Source organism: Fluviicola taffensis DSM 16823 (assembly GCF_943372375.1).
Lineage (GTDB): Bacteria > Bacteroidota > Bacteroidia > Flavobacteriales_D > Crocinitomicaceae > Fluviicola > Fluviicola taffensis_A.
This window is the reverse complement of record NZ_CALRYJ010000004.1, coordinates 18,408-40,845: the sequence shown is the minus strand read 5'-3', so window position 1 is coordinate 40,845 and position 22,438 is coordinate 18,408. Positions and strand designations below refer to the sequence as shown.

The 22,438-nt window shown below is 40.2% G+C and carries 14 protein-coding genes; 10 read left to right on the top strand and 4 right to left on the bottom strand.

The window, feature by feature from the left end:
• The first annotated feature begins 12 nt into the window (after positions 1–12).
• The 3 genes from AAG807_RS07525 (at position 13) to AAG807_RS07515 (ending at position 4,927) form a co-directional block, all read left to right on the top strand.
• Complete coding sequence (locus tag AAG807_RS07525) at positions 13–3,138, top strand: efflux RND transporter permease subunit (RefSeq protein WP_341902043.1); 3,126 nt, start codon at positions 13–15, stop codon at positions 3,136–3,138.
• Between the two features lie 39 nt (positions 3,139–3,177).
• On the top strand, positions 3,178–4,455 hold the full coding sequence (locus AAG807_RS07520) for a TolC family protein (protein WP_341902042.1): 1,278 nt from the start codon (positions 3,178–3,180) through the stop codon (positions 4,453–4,455).
• A gap of 220 nt (positions 4,456–4,675) precedes the next feature.
• A complete protein-coding gene (locus tag AAG807_RS07515; protein WP_341902040.1) occupies positions 4,676–4,927 on the top strand; it encodes a GlsB/YeaQ/YmgE family stress response membrane protein in 252 nt (83 codons plus the stop codon).
• 49 nt (positions 4,928–4,976) lie between these two features.
• Here AAG807_RS07515 and argS read toward each other — a convergent pair whose 3' ends face one another.
• Positions 4,977–6,872 (bottom strand): arginine--tRNA ligase, encoded by a 1,896-nt coding sequence (argS, locus tag AAG807_RS07510; RefSeq protein WP_341902038.1) that lies wholly within the window; start codon positions 6,870–6,872, stop codon positions 4,977–4,979.
• Between the two features lie 30 nt (positions 6,873–6,902).
• A complete protein-coding gene (locus tag AAG807_RS07505; RefSeq protein WP_341902036.1) occupies positions 6,903–7,856 on the bottom strand; it encodes an arginase in 954 nt (317 codons plus the stop codon).
• A 118-nt stretch (positions 7,857–7,974) separates the two neighbouring features.
• Here AAG807_RS07505 and AAG807_RS07500 point away from each other — a divergent pair, with 118 nt between their 5' ends.
• From AAG807_RS07500 to AAG807_RS07485, 4 genes are all read left to right on the top strand, one after another.
• Positions 7,975–8,667, top strand: a complete 693-nt coding sequence (locus AAG807_RS07500) for a hypothetical protein (RefSeq protein WP_341902034.1) — start codon at positions 7,975–7,977, stop codon at positions 8,665–8,667.
• Between the two features lies 1 nt (position 8,668).
• Positions 8,669–9,310 (top strand): hypothetical protein, encoded by a 642-nt coding sequence (locus AAG807_RS07495; RefSeq protein ID WP_341902032.1) that lies wholly within the window; start codon positions 8,669–8,671, stop codon positions 9,308–9,310.
• 76 nt (positions 9,311–9,386) lie between these two features.
• On the top strand, positions 9,387–11,948 hold the full coding sequence (locus tag AAG807_RS07490; RefSeq protein ID WP_341902030.1) for a DNA translocase FtsK: 2,562 nt from the start codon (positions 9,387–9,389) through the stop codon (positions 11,946–11,948).
• 78 nt (positions 11,949–12,026) lie between these two features.
• Positions 12,027–12,665, top strand: coding sequence for an outer membrane lipoprotein carrier protein LolA (locus tag AAG807_RS07485; RefSeq protein WP_341902028.1), 639 nt, complete (start codon positions 12,027–12,029; stop codon positions 12,663–12,665).
• A gap of 73 nt (positions 12,666–12,738) precedes the next feature.
• Here the strand turns inward: AAG807_RS07485 and AAG807_RS07480 are convergent, their stop codons facing one another.
• Complete coding sequence (locus tag AAG807_RS07480; RefSeq protein WP_341902027.1) at positions 12,739–14,745, bottom strand: dehydrogenase E1 component subunit alpha/beta; 2,007 nt, start codon at positions 14,743–14,745, stop codon at positions 12,739–12,741.
• A 163-nt stretch (positions 14,746–14,908) separates the two neighbouring features.
• Positions 14,909–16,264 (bottom strand): NADP-specific glutamate dehydrogenase, encoded by a 1,356-nt coding sequence (gdhA, locus tag AAG807_RS07475; protein ID WP_341902025.1) that lies wholly within the window; start codon positions 16,262–16,264, stop codon positions 14,909–14,911.
• A gap of 208 nt (positions 16,265–16,472) precedes the next feature.
• Here gdhA and AAG807_RS07470 point away from each other — a divergent pair, with 208 nt between their 5' ends.
• From AAG807_RS07470 to AAG807_RS07460, 3 genes are all read left to right on the top strand, one after another.
• A complete protein-coding gene (locus AAG807_RS07470; RefSeq protein ID WP_341902024.1) occupies positions 16,473–16,856 on the top strand; it encodes a hypothetical protein in 384 nt (127 codons plus the stop codon).
• Between the two features lie 24 nt (positions 16,857–16,880).
• On the top strand, positions 16,881–19,424 hold the full coding sequence (locus AAG807_RS07465; RefSeq protein ID WP_341902023.1) for a gliding motility-associated C-terminal domain-containing protein: 2,544 nt from the start codon (positions 16,881–16,883) through the stop codon (positions 19,422–19,424).
• A 292-nt stretch (positions 19,425–19,716) separates the two neighbouring features.
• Entirely contained in the window at positions 19,717–22,434 is a 2,718-nt protein-coding gene (locus tag AAG807_RS07460; protein WP_341902022.1) for a gliding motility-associated C-terminal domain-containing protein, read from the top strand.
• The last annotated feature ends 4 nt before the right edge of the window (positions 22,435–22,438 follow it).

Sequence of the window (22,438 nt, the reverse complement as noted above, 5' to 3'; positions counted from 1 at the left end):
AATGACTAGAAAATGATGGAACAAATGAAGCGTAAACCGAATTTCATAGAAGCCGCAATGAAGCATAAGCAGATTACGATTTTCGTTACTGTAATATTACTTCTGTTAGGTGTATATTCATTAGTGAATATGCCTCGTGCGGAAATGCCTAAAATTGATTTGCCTGTAGCCATGGTCATGGCATTTTATCCGGGAGCAGATGAAATGCAAACAGAGCAGCAGGTTACCAATAAAATAGAACAATATCTTTTTTCCTTCGAAGAAATTGATAAAGAGAAGACTACCTCTCAAACAATGGCCGGTCAGGTGTTTATTACGGTATATGCCCAGACCGGACTGAAGGACCGGAAAAAGTTTTGGAGTGCGCTGCAGCATGGGTTGAACATGAACATGTCGCAAGCTTTACCAAAAGGAGCAATTGGTCCTATCGTCAATAGTAATTTCGGAGATGTTACAGCACAGATCATTACTCTTTCATCGTCCACAAGAAGTTATGCTGAAATGGAGAAATACCTGGATAAGCTGGAGGATGAGTTTAAACTCATTCAAACAGTATCCAAAATAAACCGTTCTGGAGGACAAAAACAACAAATACTGGTAACGGTCGATGATGCTAAAATACGCCAATATGGTTTTTCTCTTGCTGATGTGGTCAAAATTATGCAGGCCGAAAATATTACGGGATATTCAGGAGAATTAACCATTCAAAATAACACCATTCCGATTCAGACCAATAGCCAGTATAAGAATGAAAGTGATGTGGCGAATCAGATTGTTTATACGTCTCCCAATGGTACGGAGGTTCGTTTGAAAGATATTGCAACCATTAAGCGTACTTATGAGGAAACGTCTTCTTATGTCCGGGTCGGGGATGATAAAACACTTGTGCTCTCAATAGAAATGCAGCCGGGAAACAACATTGTTGCATTTGGAAAAACAATAGAAGAAAAATTGGAGGAAGTTCAAAGTACGTTTCCGGATGATGTGAAACTGGATATTATCGTGAACCAGCCGGAAGTAGTGGGAGAAAGTATTACTCACTTTATGAAGGAGTTTTTAATCGCTATTCTTTCTGTGGTTTTGGTTATTATGTTGCTGTTACCGGTAAGAGTAGCATTGGTAGCGTCTTTGGCGGCTCCTATATCCATTATGATCACCTTCGGTGTGCTGAGTATAATAGGAGTAGAATTGCATCAGGTAACTTTGATCGGACTCATTATCGTAATGGGAATGGTAGTGGATAATGCCATTGTTGTTGTAGATAATTACATTGAAAAAATTGACGAAGGGATTACTCCCTGGACTGCTGCATGGAAGTCTGCTTCCCAGCTGATGTTACCTATTTTCACTGCGACACTGGCGATCATATTTGCTTTCATGCCATTGGCCTTTTTTATGGATGGTATTGCAAAAGACTTTATTGCTGCACTTCCTGTTACAGTAGCAGTTGCATTGCTGACTTCTATGATTGTTGCACTTTTACTGACACCTTATACTTGTTACGTCTTTATTAAGAATGGTTTGAAGCATAAGATGGCAAACAGGAAGACTCAGCGAAAATCGTTGCTTGACAGGTTGCAAAATGTATTTAACAAAGGTGTTGAAGCTGCGTTTCGCTGGCCAAAAACAACTATTGGATTAGGCGTTTTAGTTGTTTTTTTAAGCTTCTTTATTGCTGGAAAGGTGGATCAGGAATTTTTTCCGTTGAGCGAAGTAAAGCAGTTTAATGCGGAAGTATGGATGCCTTTGGGAACCTCTTTAGAAGAAACGGATAAAGTAGCCAAACGGGTTGAACAAGAATTCCGCAAAGACAAAAGAGTTATACGCACCGCAAGTTTTATTGGTACGGGATCTCCACGATTCAATATTGCTTATTCATCTCAAACACCGAGAACCAGTTATGCTCAAATATTTATTACGGCTAATTCAGCGGAAGATGTAAATGATCTGGTGAAAGAATTCCTTCCTAAATTTGAAGGGTTTGTTCCTGATGGACACATTAACCTGCATCAGCTTAGTATGCAGTCTGGTTCACCGATTGCAGTCCGAATTATAGGTAATGATTTAACCACACAAAAAATGGTTGCCGGGCAGATCAAATCAATTCTTGAAGAGGTAGAAGGAACCAATTGGGTTCGCTCTGACTATATGGATGATTATTTTGCTCTGAGTGTTAAACCCAAAGAAGATGTTGCTTTGCGATTGGGAGTTCCGAACCAGATTATAACTCAAACTCTTGGTGCTGGTTTGAAAGGATTTCCGGTGTCTCAGCTTTGGGAAGGGGATAAACCCGTAGAGATATTTCTTCGTCTGGATGCCGGTAACAGAAAAGATTACAATGATTTAGGAAATCTGACTGTAGGTACTATGTTTGGAGGGAAAATTCCGTTAAAACAAGTGGCAGACTTCGTGCCGTCCTGGCATACAGGATTGATTGCCCATAAGAATGGATTGCGCACACTTACTGTAATGTCTGAAGCGCAAAAGGGAATAACTGCAGCTGCTATTTTGAAAAAAGCACAACTCAAAATAGAAAAACTAAAACTTCCTGACGGAATCCGTATAGAATATGGAGGAGATGCAGAATCCAGTGCGGAAAATGCTCCTGGTATGGGGGTCGCGCTTGGAATCAGTTTGATTCTGATTTTCCTCACATTATTATTCCAATTCAAAACGATCGGAAAAGCATTGATTATTCTGGCTACATTCCCGCTTAGTTTATTAGGAGCCTTTTTAGGATTGTATGTCCTGGATAATCCAATGGGTATGACTGCCTTCATGGGAATCATAAGTCTTATCGGAATTGTGGTCAGAAATGGTATTATCCTCATTGACTATGCAGATGAATTGGTTTTAGATCACGGGTACACAATCAAAGCCGCTGCACTTGCCGCCGCAAAAAGGAGAATGCGTCCGATATTCCTTACTTCTGCAGCTGCAGCAGTGGGAGTTATTCCGATGATTATCAGTAAATCACCTATGTGGGCACCTTTAGGAAGTGTTTTGTCTTTCGGATTGATCTTCTCAATGATCCTGACTCTGTTTATTATTCCTGTATTGTATTACCTCTTTGTAAAACCCCGGCCCGATTCGGTGGAAGAGATAAGTGATGTGCAAATAGCTCATGAAAACAATTAAGCGATTTCGGAACAAAAGGAAATTTTAAAATTAGAAAAGATGAATAAAATAAAGAGCATATCCTTTATCCTACTGCTTGTCGGATTGGATGTTTCTGCACAAAATGCGACTATTCTGCCACTTGATACCTGCTTATCAAAGGCGTTGGAACAAAATAAAAGGATCAAAGCCGCTGATTTCGAGATTGAAGCAGCCAAAGCAACTAAAAAATCTGTTGATGCAAATGCTTTTCCTGAATTTGATGCAAGTCTTATGGGAATTTATTTGGGAAAACCTCTTGGTGGAGGATTCAACGGAATGATACCTGAAGCAATAGCGTCCGGATCTGTAAATGCAACTATTCCGATATATGTCGGTGGAAAAATAATCAATGGAAAAGCGGCGGCGGCTAAGGCTATCGAAATTTATGAGGCTCAGAAGAGAATGACGGTGGCGGATGTTTTACTGAGTACGAAAAAAGCATATTGGCAGATTATTCAGGTGAAAGAAAAAATAGAACTGGCAAAAAAATATGAACTGATGTTAGCCGCTTTGGAAACAGATTTGAATAACTCGTACAATGCCGGATTGATTTACAAGAATGATCTTTTACGGGTGCAGGTTAGTCGTAATGAAGCAAAGCTGGCAATCGAAAAAGCGCAGGATGGATTAGAGCTTGCTAAGTTAAATTTGGCTTTGTTGATTGGATTAAAAGATATTTCTTTTGATGTGCAGGATCAAGTTGTGATTACTCTGGTAGCGGATGCGACTCAGACCGAAAATACAGTTGCTGCTCGTCCGGAGATTGATATGTTAAATAAATCCATTGAAGCAATGGAATTCCAAAGGAAAATTACGCGTGGTGATAATTTGCCAACAATAGGACTTGCTGTAAGTGGTTTAGGAACTGCCGGGAAGCGCGTGAATATCAAAGATGGATCCAATACGATGTTTACCTATTATGGTGTTTTGAGTATCAGTGTTCCGATTTTTGACTGGGGAAAGACCAGTAATAAAGTAAAAGAGCAATCCTTCAAAATTGCTGCGCAGCAGGAGCAGCTTGAAAACACGAAAGAATTGATCAATTTGGAAATTCAGCATGCCGAATTAATGTTGAAACAGTCATTGCGGCAAATTGAAGTTGCAGAACAATCATTGGTTCAGGCAGATGAAAATTTAAAGTTAGCGGATGATCGTCTGAAGTCCGGAACAATTGTAGGGAAAGATGTACAGGAAGCACAAGCTATTTGGCAAAATGCTTACAGTAAGCTTATCGATGCACGTATTGAGTATATGATTAATGAAGCAACTTACAAAAAAGCGGTAGGATTGAATTGATGAATAGTTTGTTTTGAACAACCTCCATGAAGTTGAATGAATGCGAATGATTGTGATCAGGGTTTCTGGCACGACTCTGATTTTCGATAGTTTGAATCATTTTTTTGTGGAGGTTATGATTTAATCTTACATGTTAACATTATCTAAAAGGTTCAAGCACGGCTTCTTTTTTCGCTCATTTTTGTTAAATTGACTTTATTCACATCTAAAAACAGGAATTATGAGTTGGTTAGTAGCATTGATTATAGGAGCGGTTGCCGGCTGGTTGGCTGGAGCAATTATGGACAGTTCCAGAGGTGGAGTTTTATTCAATATCGTCATAGGGATTTTAGGAGGTATTGTCGGAGCCTGGTTATTCGGGTTGTTGAATATTTTTCCCGCGGATAATATTTGGGGAGTCTTATTAACTGCCACGGTAGGTGCAGTTATAATCATTATAATAGCCCGCTTGATCACGGGTGGGAAGGTTTAATAAACAAGCAGGGGCGCGATTAATCGCGCCCCTGCTTTATTTCTATAGATTACATTTTGTCTGGAACCGTAATTCCCAAAAGATTCATCGAACTCTTAATCACTTTAGCCACATTCTGACTCACCGTCAAGCGCAATGCTTTTTGCTTTTCATCTGTTTCGCTTAGTATCATCACATTCTGGTAGAACTGATTGAACAATTTCACCAATTCATAGGTGTAGTTCGCTACAGTTGATGGAGCATGTGTTTTTGCTGCATCCTCAATGATAGCAGGATATAAAGCCAATTGCTTGATGATTTCCTTTTCAGAGGCTCCAAGTTCCGTTGTCGGATCCAAACTGAATCCGCTTGCTTTTCTAAGGAGCGATTGAATACGTGCATGTGTGTATTGGATAAATGGACCTGTATGACCATTCAATTCAATCGATTCCGCAGGATTGAACATCATTCGTTTCTTTGGGTCAACTTTTAGTAAATAATACTTCAATCCACCCATTCCGATCGTTTTGTATAGGGTTTCACGGTCTTCATCACTCATTCCTTCCAAATGACCACGCTCAGAAGTCATTTCTTTTGCGCTTTCAATCACTTCATCCATCAAATCATCTGCATCGACAACGGTTCCTTCACGGGATTTCATTTTCCCGGATGGCAAATCCACCATTCCGTAAGATAAATGGAAGCAAGAGTCCGCCCAAGAATATCCCAACTTCTTTAGAATCAAGAAAAGTACTTGGAAATGATAATCTTGTTCGTTCCCTACGGTATAAATAATTCCCGTCAATTCAGGATAATCGTTAAAACGGTCGACTGCTGTTCCTAAATCCTGCGTCATGTAAACAGAAGTTCCGTCAGAACGCAAAAGTAGTTTGTGATCCAAACCTTCTCCGGTCAAATCGATCCAAACAGATCCATCTTCTTTTTTGTAGAAGACCCCTTTGGCCAACCCTTCATTCACCAAATCTTTCCCCAAAATAAAGGTGTCGGATTCATAGTACAAACGGTCAAAATCAACCCCCATTTTTTCATAAGTCTGATTGAAGCCATCGTATACCCAGCCGTTCATGGTTGTCCAAAGCAAATAAACTTCCGGATCTCTTCCTTCCCAGCGAACCAACAAATCTTTTGCCTCACGCAGAATGGATGTTTCATTTTTTGCCAATTCCTTGATCTTGTCATCCAAACCGGCAATAGCTTTTTCCTCCTTACCAACTTTTGCTTCCGTAAATTCATGGAATTTGGCAATCGTAGCTTTCGGATAACCTTCCATTTTTCCGGCATTCCATTCGGCTATTATTTCCTTTGCTTCCGCATTGAATCGCTTATCGAACTCAACGTAGTATTTCCCTACCAGTTTATCTCCTTTAAGCCCCGTATTGCTTGGGTTTTCGCGCTCTCCTTTTTCATTCAAGGGAGAGAATTTGGACCAGGCAAGCATACTTTTGCAAATATGAATTCCGCGGTCATTGATGATTTGTGTTTTTATCACGCGATGTCCGTAAGCAGCTAGTATTTGTGCAACGGAATAACCTAAGAAGTTGTTTCGTAAATGACCTAAATGCAATGGCTTGTTGGTATTCGGCGAGGAATACTCCACCATGATCTCCGGTTTTGAATTCTTTTCAGCCATACCGAAATGGGCATCTGCGTTTATGTCACTCAATTGTTGCGTCCAATAGCTATTCGGGAAACTTAAGTTTAAGAATCCGCCAATAATAGAATAGTCGCTCACACAGCGTAGTTCGTCCCTTAAAAAATCACCAAGCACTTTTCCAATTTCTTGCGGAGATTTTCCTGCAAGTTTGATCAAAGGAAACAATACCAAAGTGGTATCTCCTTCGAATTCTTTCTTCGTTTTTTGAAACTGAATTAGCGAGTCAGAACATTCAAAACCAAATAATTGATTTGATTTTTCAATGATTGCCGACTTGATTAAATCTTCCATTAGGACTGTTTGTTTTATTATTTGAACTTTTTAACTCTTTAATGCGGCAGCTACAGAATCTAGTAATGAGAATGCAGTTTCTGCCATTGTATTTATCTTATTGTCCAAACACGGATTCACCTCTACAAATTCGATGCAAACCGTTTTTGGATTTTGAGCTAACAAAGTTAATATTTCTTCGGCTTCTTCCGGGAAAATACCATTGCCAACCGGAGTTCCTGTTCCAAAAGAAGTGATTTCCGGATCCATTGAATCCACGTCAAACGAAACATAAATGATTTCGCATGACTGAAGTTGTTCTAAAACATGCGCTACAATCGCTTTTGAACCTTCTTTTCGAACAGATTCTACCGTGTGATTTGTAATATTGTTTTGAGCAATTAAATGATCTTCTTCATGTTCCGTATCTCTTACTCCGATGAATACCAGATCAGAAGGATTCAGCTTCACCGAGTTGGTGTATTTGTGCTTCAGTTCATCCCAAATACGAACTGTTTTTTCAGAAGGTGTATTGCGCTGACATGCTAAGTTGTCATTTCCGAGTGAAAGACTCAAAGGCATTCCGTGAATATTCCCGGATGGAGTGGTGTAAGGAGAATGTAAATCTCCATGAGCATCAATCCAAATAACACCCAGGCGCTTATCCGGAAATGCAGCTTTAATTCCTGCAATTGTTCCTGCGGCAGAACCGTGGTCTCCAGCCAAAACAAGTGGAAAAGCTCCTTTGTTCAGAATGTCTCTTGTTGTTTCTGCTACGGATTCGAAAACCAGTTTAAACGGAATCAGGTTTTTGGCAAATTCAGTCTCGTTTTCTTGATCTAGAAATCGATTGTAATCAGGTAAAGGGTGAAGCGGGTATAATCCAAAAAAAGGATTGTTTGCTTTTCTTGCTGCTGTCATAATAGCTCCAGGTCCTAGGGAGGCTCCTCTGGTTCCAGCTGCCAATTCTGAGTTGTTTACAATGATTTCAATTTTCCGATGCATAACAGATTGTTAATACCGCAAAAATACATATTTGGTTTAGTCTGACTATTTTAAGTTATGCAGGCTATCGAAACCTTTTCAACAATTTGGCGTATTAAGTTCTTATTAAAGGAATTATATGTTTGTAAAGCATTCAACCATTTTGATTGTAATCTGCAGTGTTCTCTTGTTTTCTTGCTCTTCCAAAGAAGAAGTGATTGATGAGGGAACGATCATCTATTCAGCGGATTACCCCAATCACAAGAAGAACGTTTTTTTGTATAACATCCTTCCGAAAGAAGTTGAGATAAGCTTTAAGAACGGTATGGTGCGGAACGATATCAGCAGAGGGAATTTTCAAAATATTTTACTCTTTGATTGTAACAAAAAGCAAATGGACATTTATTTCCAATACGGTGAAGAGGCATTTAAGACGAAGCTGACACCGAAGGAGATTCAGAACATGCTAAACGAGCAAACGCAATACGATATCAAATTTACGGATGAGGTGGATACACTGGCAGGATTTAACGTGAAGAAAGCGCTCGCAACGAATAGGAAAGACAAGCAAGATGTTATCACGCTCTGGTACACGGAGGAAATCAAATTGAAAAACCCCAATTGGTACAATACATTCAAGGAAGTGCCCGGAGTTTTATTGGCGTATTCAGTTGATCGTTTCGGGATTCGGATAGATTACAAGGCTACCAGGTTTATTTCAAAAATGGATGAGTCTAAGAAACGTTTGTTTACTTTGCCGGCGAAAGGGACATCAATCAGTTATGATGAGTACAATCAAAAAATGAACAGTTTATTTGCAACATTTGAGTAATATGAATCGATTTCTTTGTGCGCTTAGCATTCTCCTAATAACCTCTATTTCCGGTTTTTCCCAAACAAAATTTTCGGGTGTTTTGAAATATAAGGCTACTGTCATGGCGCCGGATTCGAATAAAGTCTGGAAATCGTGGAATGTTACGCTTTACACGAATGATACCGTTGTTCGTTTGGAAACAGAAACCCAACAATTTGGAGTTCAGGTGTATATCCGGAACATGAGCTTGAATAAAGCTTACCTCTTATTGGAATTGGATGGGAACAAATATGCGATTCAAACGGATTTATCTAAAAAAAACGATTCGATCAAAAAGACATATACAGTCAAGAAGAAAATGGGATCGAAGAAAATCGCAGGATTGAAAGCTCAGAAGTATCTGGTGAAAGATGAAAATACGGATGGATACTACTGTTACTTTTCAAAGAAGTTAGGAAGTAAATACCTGCAGGTTTACCCGGAAGTAAAGGGCTTGGCACTGGATTATTATATTCCGTCCCAAGATGGGTTGATACATTATGAATTGATTGAAAAAAGAGATGAATCGGTCAATCGCGACTTATTTGGAATCCCCTCGGATTACAAGCGTATCAGCTTTGAGGAATTCATGAGGGTATTCTACTCGAATAATGAACACTAGTTTGTTTATAGTTAAATCACTTGCCTTTAACCAAAGCCCCTTTCTGTCGTTATCTTCGTGAGATACTTCGCGAAGAATGACATTGGAAAACGAATACAGGCAAAAAAGCGAGCAAACGCAAGGGAAATCCGATACGAATCAGGATAAAAAAGAGCCGAAAGGGAAGCCTGCGAAAGCACGTAAACCTTCCGACAATGCGTTATTGGACCGTTTGTCAAATCGCTTTGATAAAAAAAGAGTCAAAACAATCTTCGGGATTGCAATGGTTCTGTTTTCCTTTTTCACATTTCTTTCCTGCTTTTCCTATTTTTTTACCTGGACATCCGATCAGGACCGTGTCTTGGATGTCTCATTATTTGGTTTTCTTTTTGACAGTAATCCTGAGCCGGTAGAAAACTGGTTAGGGAAGTTCGGTGCATGGATGTCTCACTTGTTCATGTATCGTTGGTTCGGAGTTTCATCTTTTGCTATTTCATTCGTTATTTTCCTGATCGGTTTTAAATGGATGCTCAATATTTTACTTCTTCCGATCAGAAGATCCATTGCTGTAGCCGTTTTGTTTATGGTTTGGAGCTCTATCTTCTTGGGGTATTTCGTAGAACACATTGATTATTTAGGAGGAACATTCGGTTACGCGATCAATCAATGGTTGAAACTGACGATTGGAAATTTTGGAAGCTTTATAGCCATTGTAGCACTTTTATGGATGGTACTGGTAATCCTGTTTAATGCGGACATTGTGTCTTGGTGGAATCGTGCAAAAGGAGCGAAAGAATCGTTTTTTGAAGATGACAAACCGGTTTCGGCTGACATGACGGATATTCATGTGGTGAATACGATTCGGGATGACCAAATTCGTGCAGAACAGGAAGCTGCTGAAGTCAATTTTGATGAAGAGGAGGATGAATCGTATGGTGATGGGGAGGAAGACAGCTTCATCGTGATTCAAAATGGCGCGGAAAAGGAACCGGAGCCTGATAACTATCAGGATGAAGCGGAAATTGAAGAAGCTCTTATTGAAGAAGATGAGGAAGATGAAGATGAGGAAGGTGATTTTAAAGTGCGCATTGCAAAAACGGATGCAACCCTTTCTGATGATGAGTTCAATTCCATCCGTCAGGAATATGGGGATTATGACCCTACTTTGGATCTTTCCGGGTATATGTTGCCTCCGATTGATTTGTTGAAAGAATATGGAAACGGACAAGTTTCAATCAACAAACAGGAACTGGAAGACAACAAGAATAAAATTGTGGAAACGCTTTCACATTATAAGATCGACATTGCTAAAATCAAGGCAACGGTTGGTCCGACCGTGACATTGTATGAGATTGTTCCGGCTCCGGGAGTTCGGATTTCAAAAATCAAGAATCTGGAGGATGATATTGCCTTGAGTTTGTCTGCTTTAGGAATTCGTATTATTGCTCCAATTCCAGGGAAAGGAACCATTGGTATCGAAGTTCCGAATAGTAATCCGGATATGGTTTCTATGAAATCATTGATTGCATCGGAGAAATTCCAAAATTCCGATTTCGAATTGCCAATCGTAATGGGTAAGACGATTACGAACGAGACCTATACATTTGATTTGACGAAAGCACCTCACTTACTAGTGGCAGGAGCAACCGGACAAGGTAAATCCGTTGGATTGAATGCGATTCTGGTTTCCATACTTTATAAGAAACATCCATCTCAAGTTAAATTTGTATTGGTCGACCCTAAAAAAGTGGAGTTGACATTGTATAACCGCATTGAACGCCATTATTTGGCAAAACTTCCCGGAGAAGAGGATGCGATTATTACAGATACTTCAAAAGTGGTGAATACATTGAATTCCTTGTGTATTGAGATGGATAATCGCTACGAATTATTGAAAGTGGCAGAGGTTCGTACAATTAAGGAATACAATGCCAAGTTCATTGCACGCAAATTGAATCCGGAAAAAGGACATCGCTATTTGCCATATATCGTCGTACTGATTGATGAGTTTGCAGATCTGATCATGACGGCAGGTAAAGAAGTGGAACACCCGATTGCGCGCTTGGCACAATTAGCCCGGGCTATCGGAATTCACTTGATTGTTGCAACCCAAAGACCTTCTGTGAATGTCATCACCGGGATGATCAAAGCAAACTTCCCGGCGCGTATCGCATTCCGGGTACTTTCTAAAATAGATTCACGCACCATTCTGGATTCTTCGGGTGCCGATCAGTTGATTGGTCGAGGAGATATGTTGATTTCCCTTGGACAAGATCTGATTCGCGTACAGTGCGGTTTTGCAGATACACCTGAAGTGGAAGCTATTTGTCGATTCATTGGAGAGCAAAGAGCATATCCCGAAGCATTGATTCTTCCTGAATATGTTGGTGAGAATGGTGGAAATGATTCGGATATGGACTTGGATGAAATCGATTCCATGTTTGCCGATGCTGCACGAATTGTTGTCATCAACAATCAAGGTTCGGCTTCTTTGTTGCAGCGCAAATTGAAATTGGGTTACAATAGAGCAGGTCGAATTGTGGATCAATTGGAAGGTTACGGAATCATCGGACCTTTCCAGGGAAGTAAGGCACGTGAAGTAATGTTCAGTGATTTGGAGAGTTTGGAAGAATTCCTAAGATCAAAAGGCATCAATTAAAAATCTAACATCTTATTTTTTTATTATTTGCCTTATTCTTGGCACAATTTCTGATATTTGCACAGAAAATTGTGAAACATGAAATATTTAATTATTTGCTTGACATTACTTGGAAGCACCTTGTCTTATAGTCAGGATGCAAAAGCGGACGCGATCCTTGATAAGGTCTCTGCAAAAATAAAAGGGTTGAAGACATTCTATGTCGAATTTAGCGCAACCATCAAGAACAGCTCAAACGGAACGAATAGCAACATGTCCGGAAAAGGATGGGTGAAAGGTGATAAATTCAGTGCGACTTATGGTGAAACAACTTTGATTTCGAATGGAATCAAATCCTGGAGTATTGTGAAGGAAGAGAAGACTGTTTATGAAACAGATGCTTCAGGTGACGATGAAGAATCCATCAATCCGAAAAAATTAATGACCATTTGGGAAAGTGGGTTCAAAAGCAAATACGATAAGGAGGAGACATTGAATGGCGAAAAAGTTCATGTGATCTTTTTGTACCCGAAGAATCCGAAGAAAGCGAATTATCATACAATTATCATTTCTATTTCAAAAGATGACAATGAATTGAAAAAAGCGATCATGAAAGCCAATGATGGAACAGTTTCGACTTTCACCATGACAAAATTCACTTCAAACCCGGCTATTGAAGATAGCAAGTTTGTATTTGACAAATCAAAGTATCCTGGATACACGGTTGTGAAGGATTAATTCAAAGAAGATTTATTAAAAAAAAGTCGGGGCGAAAAATTTTTCGCCCCGACTTTTTTATTTCAGTATTTATTTAGAATTCATACAATTCAATCAATGCCTGTTTGAATCTGTCTAAAGGCAGGAACTGCTTTTCTAAAGCCACAGCGAACGGTACAGGAGTATCCAGGGAAGCAACGCGCTTCACGGGAGCATCCAATGCATCAAAGCAATTCTCATTGATCAGTGCAACCAATTCACCACCAATTCCACCGGTCATGCAATCTTCATGAAGAACGATTACTTTTCCGGTTTGACGGACTCCTTCAAAAATGGTTTCCGTATCCAAAGGAAGCAATGTTTTCAGGTCGATCAGGTTTGCAGAGATTTCAGGATGTGCGTCCAACACTTCCATTGCCCAATGAACTCCCAATCCGTAAGTGATGATGGTCAGATCATCTCCTTTACGCACGTATCCGGCTTTCCCGATTTCAGTGGTGTAATAATCATCGTGGATATCTTCACGGATACTTCTGTACAGGAATTTGTGTTCAAAGAACAAGACCGGATTCGGATCTTCAATTGCAGCGTTCAATAATCCTTTTGCATCTCCCGGGAAAGCAGGGTAAACCACTTTTAACCCTGGTGTATGGAAGAACCATGCTTCGTTACTTTGACTGTGGAAAGGACCTGCGGCAGTATTCGCTCCGGTAGGCATGCGAACGACAACGTCTGCATTTTGTCCCCATCTCCAATGTATTTTAGCTAAATTATTGATAATCTGATTGAAGCCACAAGTCACGAAGTCTGCAAACTGCATTTCCACAATCGCTTTCATTCCGGCAATGGATAATCCCAATCCTGCTCCAACAATAGCTGATTCACAGATTGGAGTATTGCGAACGCGTCCTTTACCGAATTGCTCCACGAAACCTTCAGTGACTTTAAAAGCACCTCCGTATTCCGCAATATCCTGACCCATAATCACTAAATCGGGATAGCGGACCATACTTTCTCTCAGGGAATCCGAAATGGCGTCGATTAAGCGTTTTTCAGTTTTTATTTCACTTACCGGGTTGATAACGGTTTGCTCGAATGGAGCATACAAGTCATCCAATTCTCTTTGAAGATCTGCTTCGATCGGACTTTCCGCAAATGCAATGTCCAATCCGTTTTGGATTTCAGCTTTGATCTCCTGGTGAATTTCTGCAACTAATTCGTCCGTCAAAACCCCTTGTTCCAATAAATAAGATTCATAATTTGAAACGGGATCTTTTTTCGCCCACTCGTCCTGTAGTCCCTCTGGATAATATTTTGTTCCGGAAGCTTCTTCATGACCACGCATTCTAAACGTCATACATTCCAACAAGAACGGACGAGGCTTTTGTCGGATTGAATCTGCAATTTTTCGAACGGTGCGAATGACGTCAAGGATATTGTTTCCGTCAACCTGGAAAGCATCCATTCCGTAGCCGATTCCTTTGTCAATAAATTGTTTGCAACGGAATTGTTCGTTACTTGGAGTGGATAATCCCCAGCAATTGTTTTCGATAGCGAAAATCACCGGAAGATCCCAAACAGCAGCAACGTTCAAAGACTCGTGAAAATCACCCTCGGAAGCTCCGCCATCTCCGGTGAATACGATCGTCGCCTGATTATTTCCTTTTAATTTATTTGCCAATGCAATCCCATCTGCGATTCCCAATTGAGGACCCAAATGCGAAATCATTCCAACGATGTTGTAATCTTTTGTTCCAAAGTGAAAAGAACGGTCACGACCTTTCGTGAATCCGGACATTTTTCCTTGAAATTGCGCGAAAAGACGATTTAATGGAATTCCACGTGTTGTGAATACCCCCAAATTTCGATGCATTGGAAGAATGAATTCCTCTTCTTTCATCGCATAGGCGGACCCTACGGAAATACCTTCCTGTCCCCAACCTGAAAACCACTTGGAAATTTTCCCCTGACGCAGGAGAATCAACATTTTTTCTTCTATCAAACGCGGTTTTACAAGCGCTTTATAAATGGTGACAAGTTCGTCGTTGTCAAAGCCATTTCGATCAAAATCAATCAATCGTTTTGTTTTTTCTTTCTCCATATTGAATATCGCACACAAATGTACTTTAAATTCAAAATTCAAAAGAGAAAAATTCAAAAATTAAAAAGGATAGGGACGCGATGCATCATGTCCCCACCTTTTTATATCAAAAAAACCGCTTCCGTCATTGACGAAAGCGGTTCAGGGATATTTGTTTTTTCGATTATACCAAACCTTGGTCAATCATAGAATCAGCAACTTTTACGAAACCTGCAATATTTGCACCTTTCACATAGTCAACATTTCCTTTGTCGTCTTTACCGTATTTTACACAAGCTTCGTGGATAGAAACCATGATACCGTGTAATTTCGCGTCTACTTCTTCAGCAGTCCAGCTTAAACGTAAAGAGTTTTGAGACATTTCCAAACCTGAAGTTGCCACACCACCAGCATTGGATGCTTTTCCTGGTGAGAACAATACATTAGCAGCTTGGAATGCAGCAATACCTTCCGGTGTAGTTGGCATATTCGCTCCTTCGGCAACACAGATCACTCCGTTTGCGATCAAAGCTTTTGCTTCATCACCATTCAATTCGTTTTGAGTAGCACAAGGCAACGCGATGTCAGCTTTCACTTCCCAAGGACGTTTTCCAGCGATAAATTTAGCAGAAGGATATTTTGTTACGTATTCTTCAATACGACCACGCTTCACATTTTTCAATTCCATAACGAAATCCAATTTTGCAGCGTTAATTCCTTCAGCATCATAGATATATCCTGATGAGTCAGATAATGTAACTACTTTACCACCCAATTGAGTTGCTTTTTCACAAGCATATTGAGCAACGTTTCCAGAACCGGAAACAGCAACGATCTTTCCTTTGAAAGAATCATTTTTTGTAGCCAACATTTCTTTCGCGAAATAAACAGTTCCATAACCTGTAGCTTCCGGACGAATCAAAGATCCACCCCAGTTGCGAGCTTTACCAGTTAATACACCTGTAAATTCGTTACGAATACGTTTGTACTGTCCGAACATGTAACCGATCTCACGTCCACCAACACCGATATCCCCAGCAGGTACATCCGTATCAGCACCAATATGACGAGAAAGCTCAGTCATGAATGATTGACAAAATTTCATTACTTCGTTATCTGATTTTCCTTTCGGATCGAAATCAGAACCACCTTTACCACCTCCCATTGGAAGAGTAGTCAAAGAGTTTTTGAAGATTTGCTCGAATCCTAAGAATTTCAAGATAGAAAGATTTACAGAAGGGTGGAAACGAAGTCCTCCTTTGTATGGTCCGATTGCGGAGTTGAACTCTACGCGGTATCCACGATTCACTTGAATCTCACCTTTGTCATCCAACCACGGAACTCGGAACAAAATTGTTCTTTCTGGCTCGACAATTCGATCCAAAATTTTTGCAGCCTTGTATTTAGGGTGTTCCTCCATGAAAGGAATAACTGCTTCAGCAACTTCATGAACAGCTTGTAAAAATTCTGCTTCATGACCGTTGGTAGCTTTTACTTTGTCCATAAAAGCGTCAATCTGTGCTTGGTATTTACTTGACATATATAAATGCTTTTGTTTTTATGCGAAGCAAATGTAACTAATTTTAAAAATGAAGCCGAACTTTTATAGAACATTATAAGTAATCTGAAATTAATCGACGTGAGACCCATTTTGTTTGTTGAAATGATGCAATTGATAATATTTAGCAAAGGCAGAGACAACTAAATCTTAATAATTCCGTCTTTTGCATGTATTACAATAATCCAAAATGAAGAAATATATACTACTAATCGCATTAAGCACCGTTTTTTTGACCTTCAAATCCTTTGGACAGGTATATGAAAAAATATACAGTCTGGCCGGTTCTGAAGTTCAAAATCAGATAGATCAAAATAAGATCGCGGGTGTTGAAATTTTATCGGGGGTGAAAACCCATCATGTTATTGGATTGACCGGAATTGGTCTTTCTCAAAAATCTGCTTTGGAAACAATCTTGACAAATGATTCCAGAGTTATTTCTTTTGTGTTAAGTGAAGACGCAACATCGTTGGTGCTTGATTCAAAAGCGGTATTAACTAGAGAAGAATTCCAACTTCTAATCCAAACATTGAATGGTGTCATCGCTGGATACACCGCCGAATACTCTATTTAACCCAAACCAAGAGATTCTAATATCATGAAAATAATTAAAAAGACTTTACTTTCATTAGGTTTACTTTTGAATGTAACTGCAATAGCCCAAGTTTCACCAGGTTCAAACTGTAACCAAGCCGGTTGTTCTGTGGCGGGGTCATACCAAAACTTAACAGGTGTGGGAAGTATGGGGAATTGGGGGTGTTTAGGTTCAACCCCAAATCCGAACTGGTTGGCATTTTCAATCGGAACCAGCGGAAGTATTCACCTGGTATTAACACAAACAACATCCGGTGGAGCTGGTATCGACGTGGATTTTGCATTGTATGGACCTTTCACCAGTGTTGGAGCCGGTTGTCCAATCGGAGCCGGAACGCCGCAAGTTGATTGTTCTTATTCCGGTTCTGCTACAGAATATGTGGATATTACAGGCGCTGTTGCCGGGCAAGTATATATTTTGTTGGTGACAAACTTCAGTGGTTCTGCCGGAACAATTAGTTTACAACCGAATGGTTCTTTGCCATCATCAGGAAGTGTGAATTGTAATTCAATCAGCTTTAATGCCACTGCTACTTCAACTGCTGCTACTTGTAATCAGGCTACAGGTTCTGTTACGGTAACTGCAAACGGAGGATTTGCACCTTATACTTATTTATGGAATACTCCGGGTAATCCAACTACTCAAACGGTGAACAATGTTGCTCCGGGAACATATACTGTTCAGGTGTCTTCAAGTCCAAACCCAGCTAACGGGGTGGCTGTACCTCCAACAACGGCAACTGTAACTGTTACAAATATCAATGCATCTTTTAGTGGAACCACTACGAATGCATCTTGTCCGATGGGGCACAACGGAACAGCTACTGCAAATTACTCGGTTCCAGGAAATCCGCCGGGAATAACAGCTACTTATCTATGGAATGACCCGGCAGCTCAAACAACACAAACTGCAACAGGGCTTTTACCTGGAACATATGTTTGTACAGTTACTTTGTCGAACGGATGTACCGGAACTGTTACTAAAACAGTTGCTGCAAACCCGGTTGCATATTCTGCAACTTCTACATTGGTTTCATGTCCTGGAGGTGCGGATGGTACTGCAACTGCAACTATGGCGCCGGTAGTCGGAACATTATCCTATGCATGGAATGATCCGGGAGCTCAAAGTACACAAGTGGCAACAGGTTTATCCGCAGGATCTTATTCTTGTGTGATCACTTCCAATATCGGATGTACAGGAACTGTAAATGTTACAGTAACAGAAATCCCCGGAATGATTGCAACCTTCGATACTATTAGTGACGTAACATGTAATTCAGCTAATGATGGAATCTTAGCAATTTCTGTTACCGCTGGTACGCCACCGTATAGCTATTCTTGGGATCATTCTGCATCCACATCAAATACTGCGAATGATTTATTCGTTGGAAATTCAACGGTAACAGTTACAGATAACCTTGGTTGTGTCATTACGAAGAGTCAGGTTTTGAATCAACCTCCTCCGTTGCAGATCAGCTTTCTGACTCAGGATACGATCATTTGTCCTGAATCTTCAGTTACATTGAGCGTTACAGGTATTGGTGGTAACGGTCCTGCAAATTCGAATTACACTTTCACATGGAAAGAAAACGGAACAATTATCGGAACAGGAACATCCATTACGGTGGATCCACTAACTACAGCTACCCAATATTGTGTGGAGTTGACGGAGGTGTGTGGTTCGCCAAGTACAGATTCTTGTATGATGGTTAATTTCCCTACACCGATTGTTCCGCTTTATGTTTCGAATAAGCCTTATTCTTGTCTGCCAGGAGATTTGATTTTCTTCTTAGACACATTAAATATGGTGAATTTTGATTATGACGATCCGATTGATTCTGTAATAGTTATGTACGGAAACGGAGGTGAGGGGGTTGTCTATGGAAATGATAGCATTCACTACATTTATACAGCAGCTGGAATTTATACAATCGATGTTACGGTAACTTCGGAACGTGGTTGTGTGACTACAGGTACATTCCCTGGAATTGCGAATGTGATTGCAAATCCGGTGGCTGATTTCACGATGTCGGCAAATCCAACTACGTTTTTTGAAACAGTTGTGAAAATGCAGGATAAATCAAGTCCTACTGTTGTTCAGTGGACGTGGTATTCACCGGGATCTGATCCGAATAACAGTACTTATCAGAATCCTACATTCCATTTCCCCGAAGGTGTTGTGGCAACTTATCCGATTCAGTTGATTGTTGAAACACCGGAAGGATGTGTGGATACAGTAGAGCGAATTTTGACCGTAAATAGTGATATCATCTTCTACGCACCGAATGCCTTTACTCCGGATGGAGATGAATTCAATCAGACATGGAAATTCTATGTTTCAGGAATCGATGAGTATGATTTTGAATTAATGATCTTCAACCGTTGGGGAGAAGTGATTTGGGAAACACATGATGTAAACTCCAGCTGGGATGGGACTTATAACGGTACACCTGTGAAAGAAGGAGCCTATACATGGGTTGCACGTGTAAAGGATCTTTACTGGGATAACAAGAAAGTCTTTAACGGAGCAATTAATATTATCAAGTAAATAGACCAACTACTTTAATATATATCGGGTAGCCCTGATTCGCATTAGTGAATCAGGGCTATTTTTTTGAAACAAATTCGTTGGGATAAAGTCATGATGCGCTTTTTTTAACCTTAAAGTTATCTTGGTATTAGGCAATATATAACTAAAAAAAACGGTTGTTTAAATTCAGTTTAAGTTTGTTGATTTTCAATGGTTAGGATGACTTGTTTGTTGTTTTTCCCCTTTTCTTTTAATTTCAAGCAACCTGGAGTTAAAAATTTCGTTTTAAAAACAACACAATATGTTAACTATGAGGAAGATAATCTTAATTTGTATGCTTTTGTTTGTTTCAAACAATGTGTTAAACGCTCAGGTAACACTTTGTTTGGGTCAGGATGCAACAGTATGTGCAGGTCAAACAGTTCAGATAACAAATTGTTCAGGAGGTGGTCCGGTTCTAGGCTCAGGTATTACTCTTGATAATGCGACAACCATTCCTCAACTTTCGGATGATTCATTCTCCGCATTGATTCCAATGGGTTTTACATTTAATTTTTACGGTACCAATTATACCAATTGTGTTATTGGTTCGAATGGTCTCATCAGTTTTACTGCGTCGAATGCAAATTCCGGATGTGCCTGGAGTTTAGTAGGTATGGGAACACTTCCCAATACTACGCTCACAACTGCTAGAAACTCGGCAATGTTGTTTTACTCGGATATCAATCCTTCCCAGACTCCTATTGGACCAATCAAGTACCAAACTATCGGGACTGCGCCAAATAGAAAGTTTGTGGTATTGTTTGAAAGTGTGAATGCATTCCAATGTCCTAATACCTGTTATTATGGAGCGATTATCTTTTACGAGACAAGCAATCTAATTGACATGATGATTGGTCAAAAACCCAATTGCACGAGCTGGAATGGTGGTTTGGCTATTCAAGGGGTTGAAAATGCAGCAGGTACTGTAGCAACGATTACTCCGGGAAGAAACAATACGGCTTGGAATGCAAATCAGGATGGGAAACGTTTTACACCGATCGCACCAAGTAACACTTCCAATTATTCCGTTGCTACAGTTCCTTATTACACTGTTACTTCGACATCCAATAACAGTATCCAATGGGCAAATACCATTGGAGGATTATTCCCTTATAATAACGGAGTATTGAATGTGACAACAATTCCTCCTGGAACGACCGGATATTATTTAACTGCCACCGCGTGTAATGCAGCAGTTGGAGGAGTTAGTGATACCACGTTTATAACCCGTCAGGTTGTTACAGGAACTGCTACAGCAGTTACCGATTATTGTTTCGGAGGTGTCGGTTCAGCTACGGTTAACCCGACTCAAGGATCAGCTCCGTTTACTTATTTATGGACTCCCGGAGGACAAACGACTCAAACTGCGACGAACTTGGTTTCCGGACCATATACGGTTCATATAACGGATGCACTTGGTTGCGGTGTCAATGTGAATGTAAACGTTCCGAATACCAATGCAACATTCAGCGGTTCTTCCACATTGGTAAGCTGCCCTGGTGGAAATGACGGAACTGCTACCGCAACAATGACTCCTCCACTTGGAGTTGTTTCCTATAATTGGTTTGATGCAGGTGGACAAATCACACAAACTGCAACGGGCTTGATTGCCGGGACGTATCATTGTGTCGTTTCAACTTCGATCTCTACCGGTTGTACGGACACTGTTGAAGTTATTGTTTCAGAGATTCCAGGAATGGTGTCGACAATCATCAATCAGGTGGATGTGACCTGTAATAGTGTAAATGATGGAATCATTGAGGTTAGTGTAGTGGCTGGAACGGCTCCTTATACCTATTCTTGGAATGCTTCTCCTTCAACGGGTCCATCGGCAAACGATTTATTTGCAGGAACTCATACGGTAACAATTACAGATGCGAATAACTGTGTCATCACAACAACAGCAACTATAGGCGAGCCTGCTGCATTAAAGATTACAAACCTGACTCCGGATACGATTATTTGTCCTGAATCATCAATTACATTGAATGTACAAGGAACGGGTGGTAGTTCACCCTATACATTTACTTGGAAAGAGAATGGAGCAATGATCGGTACAGGAACTTCAATTACAGTTGATCCCGCGAATACAGCAACAAATTATTGTGTCGAACTAACCGAGCAATGTGGTTCTCCAAGTACGGATTCGTGTATGATAATTAACTTTCCAACTCCGATCGTACCACTTTATCAAGCAAATAAACCTTATTCATGTTTGCCTGGAGATCTGATTTTCCTGAATGCATTGAATAATGATCACGATGATGAGGTTGATTCTGTAATTGTTGATTTTGGAAATGGGGATATGGGAGTTTTCTACGGTGACTCAAATATTGCCTATACATACACAGAGGCAGGGATTTATACTATCAGTGTAGTGACAACTTCCGTTAGAGGTTGTGTTACGACAGCTACATTCCCTGGAATAGCAAATGTGATTGCGAATCCGGTTGCAGATTTTTCGATGTCGGCAAATCCGACGACCATTTTTGAAACGGTGGTAAAAATGCAGGATAAATCAAGTCCGGGAGTTGTGAATTGGACCTGGTCTTCTCCGGGATCAACACCAAATAACAGTACTTATGAGAATCCGACATTCCATTATCCTGAAGGGGTTGTGGCAACTTATCCGATTCAGTTGATTGTTGAAACAGCTGAAGGTTGTATTGATACGGTAGAACGTATTCTATCGGTCAATAGTGACATTATCTTCTATGCACCAAATGCATTTACACCGGATGGGGATGAATTCAATCAAACATGGAAGTTCTATGTTTCAGGAATTGATGTGTATAATTTTGAATTGATGATTTTTGATCGTTGGGGAGAGATTATCTGGGAAACACACGATCCGAATGCTGCATGGGATGGGACCTACAATGGTAAGATTGTTCCAGCTGGAGCCTATTCCTGGATTGCCCGTGTGAAAGACATTTACTCTGATACCAAGAAAACGTTTAACGGAGCAATTAATATTCTCAAATAGATTA

Bases quoted from the DNA above. Each gene is read 5' to 3' on its own strand.
- argS (WP_341902038.1), bottom strand. From the start codon at position 6,872: ATGGAAGATTTAATCAAGTCGGCAATCATTGAAAAATCAAATCAATTA.
- AAG807_RS07470 (WP_341902024.1), top strand. From the start codon at position 16,473: ATGAAGAAATATATACTACTAATCGCATTAAGCACCGTTTTTTTGACC.
- AAG807_RS07465 (WP_341902023.1), top strand. From the start codon at position 16,881: ATGAAAATAATTAAAAAGACTTTACTTTCATTAGGTTTACTTTTGAAT.
- AAG807_RS07485 (WP_341902028.1), top strand. From the start codon at position 12,027: ATGAAATATTTAATTATTTGCTTGACATTACTTGGAAGCACCTTGTCT.
- AAG807_RS07520 (WP_341902042.1), top strand. From the start codon at position 3,178: ATGAATAAAATAAAGAGCATATCCTTTATCCTACTGCTTGTCGGATTG.
- AAG807_RS07500 (WP_341902034.1), top strand. From the start codon at position 7,975: ATGTTTGTAAAGCATTCAACCATTTTGATTGTAATCTGCAGTGTTCTC.
- AAG807_RS07460 (WP_341902022.1), top strand. From the start codon at position 19,717: ATGAGGAAGATAATCTTAATTTGTATGCTTTTGTTTGTTTCAAACAAT.
- AAG807_RS07495 (WP_341902032.1), top strand. From the start codon at position 8,669: ATGAATCGATTTCTTTGTGCGCTTAGCATTCTCCTAATAACCTCTATT.
- AAG807_RS07505 (WP_341902036.1), bottom strand. From the start codon at position 7,856: ATGCATCGGAAAATTGAAATCATTGTAAACAACTCAGAATTGGCAGCT.
- gdhA (WP_341902025.1), bottom strand. From the start codon at position 16,264: ATGTCAAGTAAATACCAAGCACAGATTGACGCTTTTATGGACAAAGTA.
- AAG807_RS07490 (WP_341902030.1), top strand. From the start codon at position 9,387: ATGACATTGGAAAACGAATACAGGCAAAAAAGCGAGCAAACGCAAGGG.
- AAG807_RS07525 (WP_341902043.1), top strand. From the start codon at position 13: ATGATGGAACAAATGAAGCGTAAACCGAATTTCATAGAAGCCGCAATG.
- AAG807_RS07480 (WP_341902027.1), bottom strand. From the start codon at position 14,745: ATGGAGAAAGAAAAAACAAAACGATTGATTGATTTTGATCGAAATGGC.
- AAG807_RS07515 (WP_341902040.1), top strand. From the start codon at position 4,676: ATGAGTTGGTTAGTAGCATTGATTATAGGAGCGGTTGCCGGCTGGTTG.